Consider the following 13,114-nt stretch of genomic DNA (forward strand, 5'->3'; position numbering starts at 1 on the left):
ATTTCGAGATGTGCCGATTCCATGCTAATTCATCTTCTCATTCAGCAACGCCCGAAGCACCCCCCAAAACTGAAACAAGAGCTTATGCCCTCAGTCTGCCAAGCAATCCTCGCTACTGGCTGGCTGTTCTAGCTAATCTGACCATCCCGATCATCATCACCGAGGGAGCAAAAAAAGCCGGGAGCTTGATGAGTTTGGGCTATGCCGCGATCGCGCTTCCAGGTGTGTTCAGTGGCTATCGTTCAGCAACTCAGAAGTTGATTGAAGATTTAGCAGTAGTCTGCGCCAAAGGTCGCCCCATCTATATCTGCTTCGACCACGACACCAAAGCAGAAACCCGTCGCAACGTTGATAAAGCGATCGCCAAACTTGGAAAGCTATTTGCGATGGCAGGTTGCACCGTTAGAATCATTCTGCTTCCCGGTCCCGAAAAAGGGGTAGACGAGTTCATTGTTGCTCGCGGCAAAGCAGCGTTTGATCACTACTTTCAAACAGCCCTAGTCCTACCTCAGTGGGAAACTCGACGCTACAGCCAACTGAGCTACAAGCCATCGCTAGAACTGAATCAAGACAAGCTTGGTGCATTCTCAGTTTTGGGCCCACAACCGAAAATCAGAGCCTACAAATCTGCAAAAGGAACCGGAAAAACAGAAGCGTTGATCGATATCGTTGATCGCGCCATTCAGAACGGCCAATGGGTGCTGCTCATGGGGCATCGGGTTCAACTTGTGCAGGCGATCTGTAAGCGCGTTGGACTGGATTATTTGACCGACGTTCGCAACTCGGAATTTGGCACGATTTTGGGCTATGGCTTGTGTGTTGACTCGCTACATCCTGAATCGCAGGCATGATTTAATGCCGAAGGATGGACAAATGGCATCGTGATTATTGACGAAGCAGAGCAGGTCATTTGGCACACACTGTCTGCTGAGACCGAAGTCAAAAAGCATCGAATCATGGTGCTGCGGCAACTGAAGCAACTGTTTAAGAACGTCCTCAATAGTCCAGACGGACAGATTGTCTTGCTCGATGCTGACTTGTCAGACCTCACGATCGACTTTGTTCGGGGATTGGCTGAGTCGGATGTAGAGCCATGGATCTGCATCAACCATTGGAAGCCAGAAGAGGGATGGAAAACCTACCACTACGCAGACAAGACCCCAGCGAGACTTTACGCCGCGATCGAGGACAAAGTTGTTGACGACGAGCGGGTTCTAATCCTGACACAGGCGCAGGGTAAGAAATCGAAGTGGGGAACTCGTATTCTTGCGGCAACCTTGCAAGAACAGTTCCCTCACAAGCGGATTCTATTTATTGATTCCAAATCTGTTGCCAATCCTGAGCATCCTGCCTTTGGATGCATCAGCGAACTCAACACAGTTTTGCTGAATTACGACATTGTGATTTGCAGCCCCAGTGTTGAAACGGGTGTCAGCATCGATATTCGAGGGCATTTCGGCGCTGTGTTTGGCATCTTTCAGGGAGTTACCCCAGCCGATACGGTACGGCAAGCTCTGTCTCGACTGAGGGAACCTGTTGAGCGTCACGTTTGGATTGCCCCACGCGGACTAGAGATGATTGGCAATGGCGCAACCTCCCTGAGATCGCTCCTCGCGGCTCAACACAAGGTGGTTCAACTCAATATTCAGCTTCTGCAGGACGTGTGTATGGAGCTAGTCGAGGAAGAAATCGACTTCAACAATACCGCTCTAAATATTTGGGCAAAGATGGCCGTTCGCATCAATGCGGGAATGCAGAAGTACCGCGAAACGGTGATTTCTGGACTGAAAGACGAAGGGCATACGATTTTGGATGCCTCTAAGCAATGTGTTCAGACCAGCCCCGATGAAGCCGTTGAGCGACTCGTCACCCATCAGCAAACCGAATCTCAGAAGGAATATCAATCGATATCTGAGGCGAGCGAGCTAACCCCGAATCAGTACGAACGACTGAGAGACAAGAAAGAGAAAACTGACGCAGAACTCTATGAGGAGCGAAAACACTTCTTGCAGCAACGCTACGGCGTTGAGGTAACGCCTGAGTTGGTCGAGAAGGATGACAACAAAAGGAATATCAATCGATATCTGAGGCGAGCGAGCTAACCCCGAATCAGTACGAACGACTGAGAGACAAGAAAGAGAAAACTGACGCAGAACTCTATGAGGAGCGAAAACACTTCTTGCAGCAACGCTACGGCGTTGAGGTAACGCCTGAGTTGGTCGAGAAGGATGACAACAAATGGCATAGCGGCATCCGACTCCATTACTACGCCACGGTCGGTAGACCGTATCTGAAGCAACGTGATCAGCGAGCCGTTTCAGCTTTCTTAAAAGATGGTGGAGCCTGGATTCCCTCCATCAACCGCGCCTCACTGGGAACTGCGATCGCAGTTCTAGATCTACTCGGCATTCAAGATTTGCTTGTGGAAGGGGAGACGTTTACGAGCCACGATCCCAAGCTGATTGCGATGTTTAAGCGAGCGCAGCAAGACTGGTGGGCAATTAAGGCAACCCTCAACATCACGATCGGGCAGAAGGATACTCCAATTTCCTTTGCTCAGCGACTGCTAGGAAAGTTAGGACTCAAGCTCACCCATGATCGGCGCGTGGGCGGCGTTGGCGCCCAGATTCACTGCTATCGATTTGAAGCGATCGACGATGGCAGAGAAGAAGTGTTTGCAAAGTGGCTAGAGCGCGATGAGGCTCAAACCCAGCAAATAGTCACAGACAGTAAATATATAGATAAGGCGGCGTAACTATGGCTAAACGATCTCAACTCAACGAAGTTAGGCAACTTCAGCAAAAGCGCTCTAATCAAGGCTCAAAGCCAGATGTGATTATTACTAGCTCGCAGGGTGAATGGACTTTGGAGCGGTTAGAGAGATTGGTAGATACAGCGATCTCGCAAGGGTCAAATGACGTTTGGCTTGCCATTCCTAAGGTCGAACTAGATCGCCTTACACAGCAGATTCCACCGGGCTACCGATTCAAGCTACCCGTACACATGACCCACACGGATGATGAGCCATGAACTACGAACCCAACACAACTCATTGGAAGCTTGGTGATTTGGTCATTCATGACTGCGATCAAAAGCACCCCCTCATGCTCATGCTGGTGATGGACTACACCTACGAAGGCAAGGTGCAAACCAGATACGTTTCACCCGTCACGCCGGGTGGATACAGCAGAGATTGCAGACGTGTTGTGGTGAGCGACTTAGAAATGCTGCATGACCCAAAACGGTTTGGGATAGAAGCGGAGGTGGCGTCATGACACTTGAAGGCACTCAACTAGAGCTAATCGACGAGAGAACACTCATGGCTCCAGTAGACTTCTATCCCAACTTCCTCTCACCCCAAGAAGCGGATTGGCTGTTTGAGGCAAGCCAGCAGCTGGACTGGCAGCAAAACCAGATCCGCATGTTGGGCAAGTGGCTGGACGTTCCCCGACTAGAAGCGATTTATGGGGACGAGGGCTGCGATTACCTCTACAGCAAAACCGTATTGCTTCAACCATCGCCCTGGGCAGACCCCCTGCAATGGTTAAGAGAAAAGATCGAGGATCACACGGGCTATCGCTACCACATCGTCATCGGCAACCGCTATCGCAACGGGAAGGACTCGATTGGATGGCACGCTGATAAAGAACCAACAATGGGTGAGAAGCCTGCGATCGCGTCTATCTCTCTTGGAGCCACGTGCCGATTCAGCATTAAACCCAAGGGAAGCCGGGGCGAGACGCAGCATTTCGAGCTAGAGCACGGGTCGCTGATATTCATGCGTCCGGGCTGCCAATCGACCCATGTTCACCAAGTTTCAAAGACGGCTAAGCCGCTGGGAGAGCGGATCAACTGGACATTTCGACCACACGTTAAAGGAGCAAGGAGGTAGCAGCATGAAGGTTAGTTCAAATCCATTTACAGGCGAGAGCAATGGCGAGTCGATAGAGCAATCTTTGCCTGACGACTGGAAAATTAAGCGTCTGGTTCGCGAGTACTTCGAGGAGAACGATCGTGGCTATCCCGCCAAAATTGCAAAGCATTGGAATCTACGGTGGGGAGAGGTGTCAGATGCTCTTAAAGAGCTAGTTGAAGAAGGGTTTTTAGTTTCCCATTGCGGGCACTACCGGAGAGTCGAAACCGAGTTGAAAGCGAATCGCTAAACGTAAACAATGCAGTACGAATGGATCGATAAGCACAAAGCGGGTGAAATCGTAAACGCACATGCAGACACGCTGAAACGATGGCGTAGCAACCCTCACATTGGGTGGATCGAAGGTATTCACTACCAGAAAGTGGGGCGGCAGATCCTCTACAACGAGCAGCTGTTACGAGATTGGATGGCGCATCGGCATGACACAGACGGGCATTTAGCTGCGATCGAGGGGTATCAACGTACCCTCACCCGCAACCAACCCAAACGGAGGAAATCAGCATGATTACTCCAGCAAGTCAGGCAACTGAGGCAAGTCTCCCACGTCCCCTAGATAGCTCTTAAACAGCACCTTCGGGTCGTTGCCCACTAGCCTTGCTACCTTTGCCGGATTCATCCCATGCTCAAAAATCGAGTGAGAGATCATCGTGTGGCGCGAATTGTAGGGGCGACGGTAATCCACGCCTAACTTCTCTAAAACCTTTGTCCACGGGCGCTGAGCAAAGTCTTTCTGGTTAATCAGCTTGCCTCGGCGCGACGGAAACACCGCGTCATCCGGTAAGGCAGATTTAGGTTTTCGTGCCAGCAGCAGCTGTGCAAGCTTGGGAGTGAGCGGTAATTCTCGTGATTGGTAGGTTTTCGTGCTCTTGCGATCGCGCCTCACCGTCACTGACTCACCAATCCAGACCATCGAGCCATCGTCTTTGACGTGCTTCCAACACAGGGCGATCGCCTCTCCGGTGCGGCAGCCTGTGCCCAAGATAAACTCGACAAAATCGGTGTAGTAGCTGTATTCCGGATCGGTTCTAAACCCGTTGATAATTTGCCGAATCTCTTCGCTACTAAACGGGTTCGGCTTCTGTTTCGGCGGAATTTTGACGCTGCGAACTAGCTCACTCCACGGGTTCTGAGTCACGCTGTTTCGCTTCATCCCCCATTCCCAGCAGGCAGAGAGCAAGGTTAATCGCTCCTGAACCGTGGTCGGGGCTAATGTTTCTGCCAACCAATCTCTAAACCCAACAGCCTCAGCTTCCCCAATGCTGACGGCTGTTTTTTGCTTGAAATGAGTTTTGAGTTGATTTAGGAGTGCCTTGTATTTGATCAGGGTGTCTTTATAAACAAAATTAGATTTGTAATTAATAAATGAATTAAATAGATCAAAGACCTTTACAGAAGACCTGGGTTCGTAATTCGGTCGGTATTTGCCCAGCGATGAATCGAAGTCTCCGTTGGCTAAATCTTTTTCGATCAGTTTTGCCTTGAATTCAGCAACCTTACGATTGGTCGGGGTATCCGGTAGCCCGAGCGCAAGTTCAAATCGTTTGCCATCACCGCTTAGCTCTTTGCTCCAGGTCCACCGCAACCACAAGCGATCGCCAACAACCCGAATCTGTACCGTTCCTTTAGAAGCTTTCATTGGGATCGAACTCCGAATTGACGAAATCACCCCTCATCTTCCTCCCAAACCGATCCCAATAGATGCCCGAGATCGCGCTAAATCGTCCTAGATTGCCCCACTTTATGCACCCGTTTTAGGAATAATCTTTAGACTCTTGAATAAGCGGAAACCCGCTCTTAGAGCGGGTTTTGCTTTTATCGGAGCGACAGGATTTGAACCTGCGACCCCTACTACCCCAAAGTAAAATTGAATTTCCATAAAATCATTAGGGGTAAAGGGTTTTAGCACTATTTAATTTTGGTATACCCTATTTCATGACTACCGTGTGTGAGAGCCTGTATATTAACCGAAGTGTTATATAGCAAGTCTCACACACGAACAAGTTTCGCTCGTTCGTTCACCTCACCCGCAGTAATGCTGCTGTTGGCTTCGTGAAGACTGCGGCAGAGCGATGGAACTCTTGGCTCCTGCATCGCTAATAAAAAACCGCTTCCATTTTGAAGCGGTTCAAGGTGTATTTCGTTTTGATGCGGCATGGTTTCTATCCAAAATCGTAGAACTTTCTACCTACGATTCTTAATCAGCATCACTTCAATAATTGTCTTTGCAGTGTGTTCAGAGACCTCTAATCATCACCGTACTCCTGCTGAATTCTGGCAGCTCACTTCCAACTATCCAGCCGCGTAGAATGACCCCTAGAACGTAGAAAAAAACCTCCCCCAATTAGAGGGAGGTTAGAGAACGAAACTTTATTTATTGAATGGCTAAGCCTGACGCTTATCTTGTTCTAGCAGTACGTTTTACTGAGGTAAGGTTTCCAGTACCAACTTTGCACGCCTTAACTAAGAGAGATACTCTTCTGACTAGGTAGATGGATTCCTTTTTGTTATTCGTAGTTACGAAGAATTGGACAAAATTCTCTGATAGGTCCCCACGCTTCAAACATATTCCCTACCGTGCAGAAATAGGGGTAGAAGGCATGAAAAACCTTCCTGGCAGTTAGGGAGCGAGTCAAAGTGAGGTTTGGTTTGATGCGCGATCTCTGGTCGCTCGTTCGCCACTCGATGCTGCTCTAGCCCTTTGTCAAGCATTTAGTCCTGTGTCAGTCGATGCCTGTTTTCAAAATCTCGTTGTAATTGCTCAAGCCGATTGATCAGCTGGTGCATATTCTCGGATGATTTTTTCTTTTCAAAGCGCCAAGACTCTACAGTGGTTAGATATTCAATAAAATGTTTCGGTTCACAGCTATGACTTCCGTGCCAATTGTGAAAGTTGCGATGCAAATCCTCATGCATCACTAATAGGTTGTCGTGAAACGCAGCTAAATCCGGTCGTGTTGCACGGTCGAACAAGTGGTGTACATGCAGATCAAAAGGGGCAGCGGGCGTTCGCTTTACTAAGGTCACTTGGCATCGATGATTGGCAGATGCTTTTGCTTGATCCATTGCCCTCCTCACCCGTGCAGCAGAGGAGTCTAAATACTTCTTCTGCTGTTCGATCGCATCTTCAATAATCTCATTAACTGCCTCAGTCCAGGCTCTACGGGATTTCTGCGCTAGCTTCTCAGACATATTGTGTGCGATACGTGCTAATCCCCGTTGGCTCCAATACTCAACCCCCTCCACTTTGTCAAAGTGAACTCCTAGCTCCATTTGTTCTCGTCCCTTCAAGCTAGGGCTATTCTGTTCTCGCTTAGCCGCTGCATTTAAGCCTTTTCCATTTGTGTCGAGGATACGAATGACTCGTGGGCGATCGATAAAGACTAAATCACCTTTGACGATAACTCCACTCAGATCCTGAAACTCCTGAATTACCCGACGACGGACCAACATTTGACGAGTCCGTTTGCGACGTTGAGTGAACCGTTCTATCACGCTATCTATGAAGCTAGCCAAGAAGCCTGAGGTATCTGTTTCTTCCAAATATTTGGCGATCGCCATTGCTCCTTCTTCGTAGAAGCGCCGGGTGCCGATATTTTTGCTGAGCCACTCAAAATGCTCACCCTCACTCAAGTCCCACTGGTCATCGTCACGCTGATCAAAAAAAGCGCAAACGTTGTAGAGTCGAGACTTCGCAATACCAAGAATTTGAGCGGTCTCATCGTCAGACAGCAGCTCATATTTACGGGAAGTCATGTCGCTTAGTTCCTGCGTCAGGGTAATCGCTGTTAACGAAACGCTAGGAGCGAGTCGCGCATTTTTTGTAGCCGCTCAAACACCTGGCGGTCTCCTCCAACATCTGGATGATGTTGTTTAGCTAGCCGACGAAATGCTGCATTAATGTCTTCTGAGGTCGAGCTTTGAGGATCAAGGCTGAACACATGCCAGGGGCGAAAATTTTTAAGAACATCTATCCCGTTGATGCAATTCGGACCTTCTTCATGTTGTTCGGTCTCAGGTACCCCGACCCATTCACGGTATAAAGCCAGCCAAGCGTCTTTTGTACGAAGATTAAGACCGCGACCTGCAATCGCTAATTTGAAGGCATCATGTTTTTTCAAAGCTTTGATATCACTGCACCCGAAGGCAGCAGCAACAGACTCCTGTAGCTCTTTTAGATTGAGAGCTTTTGGCTTAGGAGTTGATGTTGTGGGTTTCTTCTTACGCGGTTTTGGCTGGGATTGAACAAACTCGGCAAAGTCCCGTAGTGTTTGAGCATCGTAGCCGTACTGACTTACCAGTTGTTCGATTTTAGACTCGATTGCATTAGTCACAGGTTGACCTTCCAGAATGCATCACAAACGCTCCTCAGTCGTTGCTAAAAAGCTGAGAGCTATTGTTGCACACTGAAAGAATTGGGGTTAAAAAGTTTACTGATCGTTTAAACAGCACCGGAGAAAACCTCAATTTGATGAGGAAAAGGAAATAATTTCCGTTGACCTTACCGCGTCTGGCTATAAGGAAACTGATCCTTCTCTAGCAGTCCGTGCTTGCGGCTTTTATGCACCCTAGCTCACGTTTCTCCATCTGAGCATGGAACTATCGCAAGTCTGCTATTCAGAGGTTCACGACAAAAACCATGATCACCCTTGCGCTCGAGGCAAAAGCTTTAAATCTCGCCCAGTCAGTCTTAGAACGCCTTGAATCAAATCGTCTAACGAGGATCCACTGGCAGTACGTGGATGAACTGCCGCCCATCTCAGGCGTGTATCTTGCCGCGACAGATGATGGTCAGATTCTCTACGTTGGTAAAGCTCTCAACCTTGCCAAGAGATGCAAAATCTCAATGCATCACAAGTTGCCTATTGCGATCGAGAAAGGGGCTGTGTTTCTCTATATCGCCAGCATTCGAGCCGATTTAGCTTGGCACGTTGAGCAAAGGTTGATTGACAAACTTAAGCCAGTCTTAAACGGGCCTTGCTCGCGCTGGTGGATTACGATTGGGGCCGAGACCCTGAGTGATGAGGAATCGATTGCTTTTGCAGCTCTAAAGCAAGAAGTTGAGGCTATTGCGGAATCAGGTATGCTTTTCAATAACACGTCTCCTGAAATTCAACAATTCCTCGCATTTGTAAAACAGCACAAAGCCCAATACAAAGCTTATTGCGGGCTGACGATTACGGAGAAAACAACTCCTGTAGACGCGTTTTCTCGATTCTGCAAATCTCAGCTTGGACTGAGTTTAAAGGTAAGAAAGAAGGGGACAGGTAGCAATGCGGTTCGTTACTACTGCGTAGACGTTGAGATCAAGAACAGCTAGAACTGCTCTCCATGCATTCTCAGTACAGCTACACGATCGCCCCTCTCCAACAGTTCATCAATCTCTTGCAACTTCTGTTTTGTCTCTGCTGATTGCTGTACAGGTTTAGATACAGGAGTTATGAACATCTGAACGCTTGCGGTAAAGACGGCTCCGACGATGAGGATTTTGACGAGGTTCTTAACGTTGATCATGAGGGCGCGATCGTAGGGGGCATATTTTTTCTACTTCGGGCTTTGCGATCGCGTCCCTGCTCATCCAAATAAAGTTCACCCAATCAACATCTACAGTTAAGACTCAGGTGATCGCTGGCTCTACATACTCACAAATTGCCTCAATCTCTATCCCATCGTCGGTGATGAAAATTCGCGCGTTACATCCTGTGCAAACTGTGCAAACTCGTTCGATCGCGCTCCCTGTCTACTTTTCCTCAAGATTGAGGAAAAGCCCTGTTAGTGGTGAAAACCTGAAAAAACCTGAAATTGAATTACGGGAATTGTCGTAATTACGATCGCTGTAACCCAGCTAACCACTTACAAACAGAAAGTTTCAGCCTATTTATTTTTTAAGCTGTAAACCAGGTTCTGAGAGTTTCAGTTGCCTCGATTTTGTCTTGAGAAGTGATGGCGTATGGCTACTATGAGATAGATCCTTGTGGATACTCAGAGATGACAAAAAAGCGCCGCCCCCGTCTACTGAAAGACACTAAAACCCTGGCGATGGTGATTGCGATCGCGGTCCGCAATGAGATAGAAGACTTTCATTGCAAACATCTGACCGATGCACAGATGAAGGAACTCAACCCACTCATTAGAAACGCGATCGCAACCGCACTATATGCCACCAGAAACTACAGCGAAGACGAAGTCTCTTGGGAATGGGTGAATTTTCAAATGATGCTGATTCCTGAGTATTGGGAGGAGCCCGAGTTAACCGACGATTTTCGCAGATTCGTGACGCTTGTTCGCTCTCGTACCAAGAACTGAAGTGAATTGAGAAGGCCCCGATCGCGCCTCTCAAATTTGGTTTTGAATGTCAACATTTGTCAACATCCCCTCACTGATCGCGCCTCTCAAATTCTGGTTTGAATGTCAGGTTTTGTCAGGTTTTCTTCGCGCCGCTCCTGGCTATATAAATTTCGATTAGTTGTAGAAAATTTCGATAGTTTAAACCCAAGAAATTTTCTTTGAAATATCAAATATTTTGATATTGTTGTGCGAGAAGTAAGATGTTTGTCCCTTCCAACAACTCAAAAGAGATTTAGAAATGACAGAATCGACGAAATGCGTGGATGCTAGAGCAACAGAAACTAGGCTTCAGAAAGAGTATGACTTAGCCAAGCAGTCTTACACTGAAAAAGTGAGTGCTTTCACAGATTGCACAACCGCTCGCACAGCCGCTGCTGGCGTAGCAGCGACAGCAGCGGCGGCTGTAGTCTATAACAAGACGCAAATTGCGGCTACTGCAGCGGCTGTTACTACCACAGCCGCTGCAGTTACTACCGCTACTACTGCAAACGCGGCAGCTATTGCCGTTGCGGCTACTACTGCTGCTGCCCTTGCGACCGCTACTGATGTTGCCGCTGCTGCGGCATTAGCCGCTGGTGTTGAGATAGGTGTCGATCTGATCGCAGATGCTGCTGCTTTTGTTGCTGCTGGTGAACTTGCTGCCGCTGCTGTTGTAAATGAGGCTGCCGACGCCACTGTTGCTACTACTGCTACTGCCCTTGCGACCGCTACTGCCGACGCTACTGCCGCTACTGCCGCTGCCGCTGCTGCTGTTGCTGCTGGTCCTGCTACTGCCGCTGCCGCTGCCGCTGCTGCTGGTGCTTTAGCGGTGGCAGAAAAAGCACTAGACGATGCTCAAACTGCTATGGATACGGCAAAAAGTGATATGAATGATGCTGTCGAAAAGTATAGTGAGGCCTCTACTCAAAGGCTGGTTGCCTGCGATGCTTCTGCATGACAATCATGCAGAGTTAGGTTCGGAGGTGGAAAGGGAATTAACGCTCGAACCCGTTTTGCCAAATTCAAAATCCTCGGCGTCGAAGTTTCTCGCGCCATTGCTGCAATTCTGCGATCGTGCCCCTCAGTTCTGCCAGCTTTTCAGCCTGGTCAAGTTGCTGCTGTTCGATCGCGTCCAACCGAGAAAGCGGTGCATCGTCGGACCCCAACCCTAAATAGTTCTTGATCGCGGTCTCGACAATCTTTGATGCAGTGCTGTGGGTGCTTTCTGCCAAGTGATCGATCTGCTGTTTGACTTCTGAAGCCACACGGCAAGCGATCGTTGGCTTTGGCTCGCTCATGCCTCATCTCCCAAAACCTTCGTGATTGCATAAGCACCCCGACAAGCGCTCATCGGAAGAGTGATCGACCAAGAGGTCACGCGATCGCCCTGCTTGGATTCGGTGACGATCGCTTTACCGTTTGATCGTTTGACGATTTGATTCGCAACACCCGCGCGATCGGTGTAGATGCGAACTTCTGAAATTTCGTAGTCATAGCAAATATTTGTTTCTGCCATAAGAAAAGTTTGAAAGGATGCTTAACTTTCGACCAAAGGCTAAGTGGCAATCAACGCTAATTTGTAAACAGCGTAAACTTTGTTGACATGATTTCTCAATTAAAAAGCTGATTTTTAGGCTGCTCCTTATTAATGGCTGAAATAGTTAATCTTCCGTTGTCGTTTCACAGCAAACGACAAGTAAAATAGAACAAGTGTTTTGAGTGACGCTATGCCCAAGGTCAATGGAAAAGGTCAAGCCGCAATTCTGACCAATGAGCAGATCGACTCGGTGATTAATTTGTGCAGAAAGCCATATTGTTATGCAGTTGCGATCTCGGCGTTCACTGGCTGCCGAATGGGTGAGGCACTGAAACTCCGAGCTGAAAATTTAAATCTCAACGAAGGTCTGATCGCACTGACTCATACCAAGACAGGACGATCGCGCGAAATTGAAATGCACCCGGAGTTGGTAGCCATCCTCTCTGAAGCTGCATTGCCGTCTAAAGGTTATCTGTTCCCGTCCACCCGCAAGGCAGAGTATATCTCACGTCAAGCGCTGGATAAGGAATTGAGAGAGGTTTGTGAGGCTCTAGAACTGCGAGGCGTGGGGACGCATAGCTTCAGGCGATCGCTTGCCACTTCACTACATGGCAAAGGTGTTCCTGTTAAAACGATCGCGTCAATTACGGGTCACGAGTCATTGAATGAACTCTCTCGCTATCTGGAAGTAACACCAGAGCAGAGGAGAGCCGCAATCCTACAGTTGAGATAACTTTCCTCCCTGATCGCGGGATTCCGTCTTCCAATTGATCGCGCCGATTCTATTAGCCTTGTTCGCAGCGGCTGTGCTGTTTTATCTAGGGCTTGCTTCCATCCAATAAAACTTAATGAATTCTATCTAAAGCGCCGCTGAATAAATAGGTAAAGACATAAAGATCTCGAGACTTGAAAGCTGTGAGCGCCTGAAAAGCTGAGTGCAACAGTAGGATCGCCCTGAAAAGGTATACCTAAGCTCGTAGGATTTACGCCCCCATGATTTCAGAATCTCAGCAGCAACCTGTCATAGTCGAAAAAACTTCTCGTGACCTAGTACTCAGCGGTTTTGCAGGACTATTTACGGGGGGATTGTTTGGAGTCCCACTTAGTATTGGGTCTTATCTGTTATGGCGCAAGGTTGGTATAAAAGGTGCAAGCCGCTGGTGGGCGTGGGCAGCAACGGGGTTAATCGGGGTTCCGGTTAGTTGGGGCGTAACAGTTGCGATCGTTCATCCTTCAGCCTCACAAACAGCCTCACAAACAGCCTCACAAACAGCCCCACAAACAGCCCCACGGCAGCAGGCGGCTACGCAGACACAATC

The 13,114-nt window shown here is 48.5% G+C and carries 20 protein-coding genes and 1 pseudogene; 13 read left to right on the forward strand and 8 right to left on the reverse strand.

Annotated elements, in window-relative coordinates; all coding sequences use genetic code 11:
- The 8 genes and pseudogenes from AC5I6P_RS20010 to AC5I6P_RS20045 all read left to right on the forward strand — a co-directional run.
- Positions 1–851, forward strand: an 851-nt coding sequence (locus AC5I6P_RS20010) for a DUF3854 domain-containing protein (RefSeq protein ID WP_495695517.1), incomplete at its 5' end; no start/stop codon positions are given.
- Between the two features lie 15 nt (positions 852–866).
- Positions 867–2,102, forward strand: a pseudogene (locus AC5I6P_RS20015) (plasmid replication protein, CyRepA1 family); the annotation flags it as partial.
- A 77-nt stretch (positions 2,103–2,179) separates the two neighbouring features.
- Positions 2,180–2,755 carry a hypothetical protein gene (locus AC5I6P_RS20020; protein WP_495695518.1) on the forward strand — a complete coding sequence of 192 codons (576 nt, stop codon included), beginning with the start codon at positions 2,180–2,182 and terminating at the stop codon, positions 2,753–2,755.
- 2 nt (positions 2,756–2,757) lie between these two features.
- Positions 2,758–3,030: a hypothetical protein gene (locus AC5I6P_RS20025; protein ID WP_495695519.1), complete on the forward strand. Its 273-nt coding sequence runs from the start codon at positions 2,758–2,760 to the stop codon at positions 3,028–3,030.
- Complete coding sequence (locus tag AC5I6P_RS20030; protein WP_495695520.1) at positions 3,027–3,275, forward strand: hypothetical protein; 249 nt, start codon at positions 3,027–3,029, stop codon at positions 3,273–3,275. The genes AC5I6P_RS20025 and AC5I6P_RS20030 overlap by 4 nt, the downstream gene beginning before the upstream one ends.
- Positions 3,272–3,892 carry an alpha-ketoglutarate-dependent dioxygenase AlkB family protein gene (locus tag AC5I6P_RS20035; protein WP_495695521.1) on the forward strand — a complete coding sequence of 207 codons (621 nt, stop codon included), beginning with the start codon at positions 3,272–3,274 and terminating at the stop codon, positions 3,890–3,892. The genes AC5I6P_RS20030 and AC5I6P_RS20035 overlap by 4 nt, the downstream gene beginning before the upstream one ends.
- Before the next feature lie 4 nt (positions 3,893–3,896).
- Positions 3,897–4,163, forward strand: coding sequence for a hypothetical protein (locus tag AC5I6P_RS20040; RefSeq protein WP_495695522.1), 267 nt, complete (start codon positions 3,897–3,899; stop codon positions 4,161–4,163).
- A 9-nt stretch (positions 4,164–4,172) separates the two neighbouring features.
- A complete protein-coding gene (locus AC5I6P_RS20045; RefSeq protein WP_495695523.1) occupies positions 4,173–4,439 on the forward strand; it encodes a hypothetical protein in 267 nt (88 codons plus the stop codon).
- Here AC5I6P_RS20045 and AC5I6P_RS20050 read toward each other — a convergent pair whose 3' ends face one another.
- The 5 genes from AC5I6P_RS20050 to AC5I6P_RS20070 all read right to left on the reverse strand — a co-directional run bounded on the left by AC5I6P_RS20050 (position 4,440) and on the right by AC5I6P_RS20070 (position 8,265).
- Positions 4,440–5,570 carry a tyrosine-type recombinase/integrase gene (locus tag AC5I6P_RS20050; protein ID WP_495695524.1) on the reverse strand — a complete coding sequence of 377 codons (1,131 nt, stop codon included), beginning with the start codon at positions 5,568–5,570 and terminating at the stop codon, positions 4,440–4,442. It abuts the gene before it with no gap.
- Positions 5,571–5,672: 102 nt separating this feature from the next.
- On the reverse strand, positions 5,673–5,810 hold the full coding sequence (locus AC5I6P_RS20055; RefSeq protein ID WP_495695525.1) for a hypothetical protein: 138 nt from the start codon (positions 5,808–5,810) through the stop codon (positions 5,673–5,675).
- Between the two features lie 110 nt (positions 5,811–5,920).
- Positions 5,921–6,088, reverse strand: a complete 168-nt coding sequence (locus AC5I6P_RS20060; protein WP_495695526.1) for a hypothetical protein — start codon at positions 6,086–6,088, stop codon at positions 5,921–5,923.
- A 555-nt stretch (positions 6,089–6,643) separates the two neighbouring features.
- Positions 6,644–7,687, reverse strand: a complete 1,044-nt coding sequence (locus AC5I6P_RS20065; protein ID WP_495695527.1) for a hypothetical protein — start codon at positions 7,685–7,687, stop codon at positions 6,644–6,646.
- Between the two features lie 32 nt (positions 7,688–7,719).
- On the reverse strand, positions 7,720–8,265 hold the full coding sequence (locus AC5I6P_RS20070) for a J domain-containing protein (protein WP_495695528.1): 546 nt from the start codon (positions 8,263–8,265) through the stop codon (positions 7,720–7,722).
- Between the two features lie 305 nt (positions 8,266–8,570).
- Here AC5I6P_RS20070 and AC5I6P_RS20075 point away from each other — a divergent pair, with 305 nt between their 5' ends.
- Positions 8,571–9,251, forward strand: a complete 681-nt coding sequence (locus AC5I6P_RS20075; protein WP_495695529.1) for a hypothetical protein — start codon at positions 8,571–8,573, stop codon at positions 9,249–9,251.
- Here AC5I6P_RS20075 and AC5I6P_RS20080 read toward each other — a convergent pair.
- Positions 9,248–9,445: a hypothetical protein gene (locus AC5I6P_RS20080; protein WP_495695530.1), complete on the reverse strand. Its 198-nt coding sequence runs from the start codon at positions 9,443–9,445 to the stop codon at positions 9,248–9,250. The genes AC5I6P_RS20075 and AC5I6P_RS20080 overlap by 4 nt on opposite strands.
- Positions 9,446–9,919: 474 nt before the next feature.
- Here AC5I6P_RS20080 and AC5I6P_RS20085 point away from each other — a divergent pair, with 474 nt between their 5' ends.
- A complete protein-coding gene (locus AC5I6P_RS20085) occupies positions 9,920–10,237 on the forward strand; it encodes a hypothetical protein (RefSeq protein WP_495695531.1) in 318 nt (105 codons plus the stop codon).
- 280 nt (positions 10,238–10,517) lie between these two features.
- Positions 10,518–11,216, forward strand: coding sequence for a hypothetical protein (locus AC5I6P_RS20090; RefSeq protein WP_495695532.1), 699 nt, complete (start codon positions 10,518–10,520; stop codon positions 11,214–11,216).
- Positions 11,217–11,280: 64 nt separating this feature from the next.
- Here the strand turns inward: AC5I6P_RS20090 and AC5I6P_RS20095 are convergent, their stop codons facing one another.
- Both AC5I6P_RS20095 and AC5I6P_RS20100 read right to left on the reverse strand, forming a co-directional pair.
- Complete coding sequence (locus AC5I6P_RS20095; RefSeq protein ID WP_495695533.1) at positions 11,281–11,556, reverse strand: ribbon-helix-helix domain-containing protein; 276 nt, start codon at positions 11,554–11,556, stop codon at positions 11,281–11,283.
- Positions 11,553–11,774, reverse strand: coding sequence for a hypothetical protein (locus AC5I6P_RS20100; protein WP_495695534.1), 222 nt, complete (start codon positions 11,772–11,774; stop codon positions 11,553–11,555). Before AC5I6P_RS20100 ends, AC5I6P_RS20095 begins: the two co-directional genes overlap by 4 nt.
- A gap of 211 nt (positions 11,775–11,985) precedes the next feature.
- Between AC5I6P_RS20100 and AC5I6P_RS20105 the strand changes: the two genes are divergently transcribed.
- Complete coding sequence (locus AC5I6P_RS20105; protein ID WP_495695535.1) at positions 11,986–12,528, forward strand: tyrosine-type recombinase/integrase; 543 nt, start codon at positions 11,986–11,988, stop codon at positions 12,526–12,528.
- Between the two features lie 260 nt (positions 12,529–12,788).
- Positions 12,789–13,114, forward strand: a 326-nt coding sequence (locus AC5I6P_RS20110; protein ID WP_495695536.1) for a hypothetical protein, incomplete at its 3' end; no start/stop codon positions are given.

The sequence above is a fragment of the Myxacorys sp. genome, from assembly GCF_059501405.1.

Coding starts and splice junctions, on each gene's coding strand:
- AC5I6P_RS20025 (WP_495695519.1), top strand. CDS start 2,758: ATGGCTAAACGATCTCAACTCAACGAAGTTAGGCAACTTCAGCAAAAG.
- AC5I6P_RS20030 (WP_495695520.1), top strand. CDS start 3,027: ATGAACTACGAACCCAACACAACTCATTGGAAGCTTGGTGATTTGGTC.
- AC5I6P_RS20035 (WP_495695521.1), top strand. CDS start 3,272: ATGACACTTGAAGGCACTCAACTAGAGCTAATCGACGAGAGAACACTC.
- AC5I6P_RS20040 (WP_495695522.1), top strand. CDS start 3,897: ATGAAGGTTAGTTCAAATCCATTTACAGGCGAGAGCAATGGCGAGTCG.
- AC5I6P_RS20045 (WP_495695523.1), top strand. CDS start 4,173: ATGCAGTACGAATGGATCGATAAGCACAAAGCGGGTGAAATCGTAAAC.
- AC5I6P_RS20050 (WP_495695524.1), bottom strand. CDS start 5,570: ATGAAAGCTTCTAAAGGAACGGTACAGATTCGGGTTGTTGGCGATCGC.
- AC5I6P_RS20055 (WP_495695525.1), bottom strand. CDS start 5,810: ATGGAAATTCAATTTTACTTTGGGGTAGTAGGGGTCGCAGGTTCAAAT.
- AC5I6P_RS20060 (WP_495695526.1), bottom strand. CDS start 6,088: ATGCCGCATCAAAACGAAATACACCTTGAACCGCTTCAAAATGGAAGC.
- AC5I6P_RS20065 (WP_495695527.1), bottom strand. CDS start 7,687: ATGACTTCCCGTAAATATGAGCTGCTGTCTGACGATGAGACCGCTCAA.
- AC5I6P_RS20075 (WP_495695529.1), top strand. CDS start 8,571: ATGATCACCCTTGCGCTCGAGGCAAAAGCTTTAAATCTCGCCCAGTCA.
- AC5I6P_RS20080 (WP_495695530.1), bottom strand. CDS start 9,445: ATGATCAACGTTAAGAACCTCGTCAAAATCCTCATCGTCGGAGCCGTC.
- AC5I6P_RS20085 (WP_495695531.1), top strand. CDS start 9,920: ATGACAAAAAAGCGCCGCCCCCGTCTACTGAAAGACACTAAAACCCTG.
- AC5I6P_RS20090 (WP_495695532.1), top strand. CDS start 10,518: ATGACAGAATCGACGAAATGCGTGGATGCTAGAGCAACAGAAACTAGG.
- AC5I6P_RS20095 (WP_495695533.1), bottom strand. CDS start 11,556: ATGAGCGAGCCAAAGCCAACGATCGCTTGCCGTGTGGCTTCAGAAGTC.
- AC5I6P_RS20100 (WP_495695534.1), bottom strand. CDS start 11,774: ATGGCAGAAACAAATATTTGCTATGACTACGAAATTTCAGAAGTTCGC.
- AC5I6P_RS20105 (WP_495695535.1), top strand. CDS start 11,986: ATGCCCAAGGTCAATGGAAAAGGTCAAGCCGCAATTCTGACCAATGAG.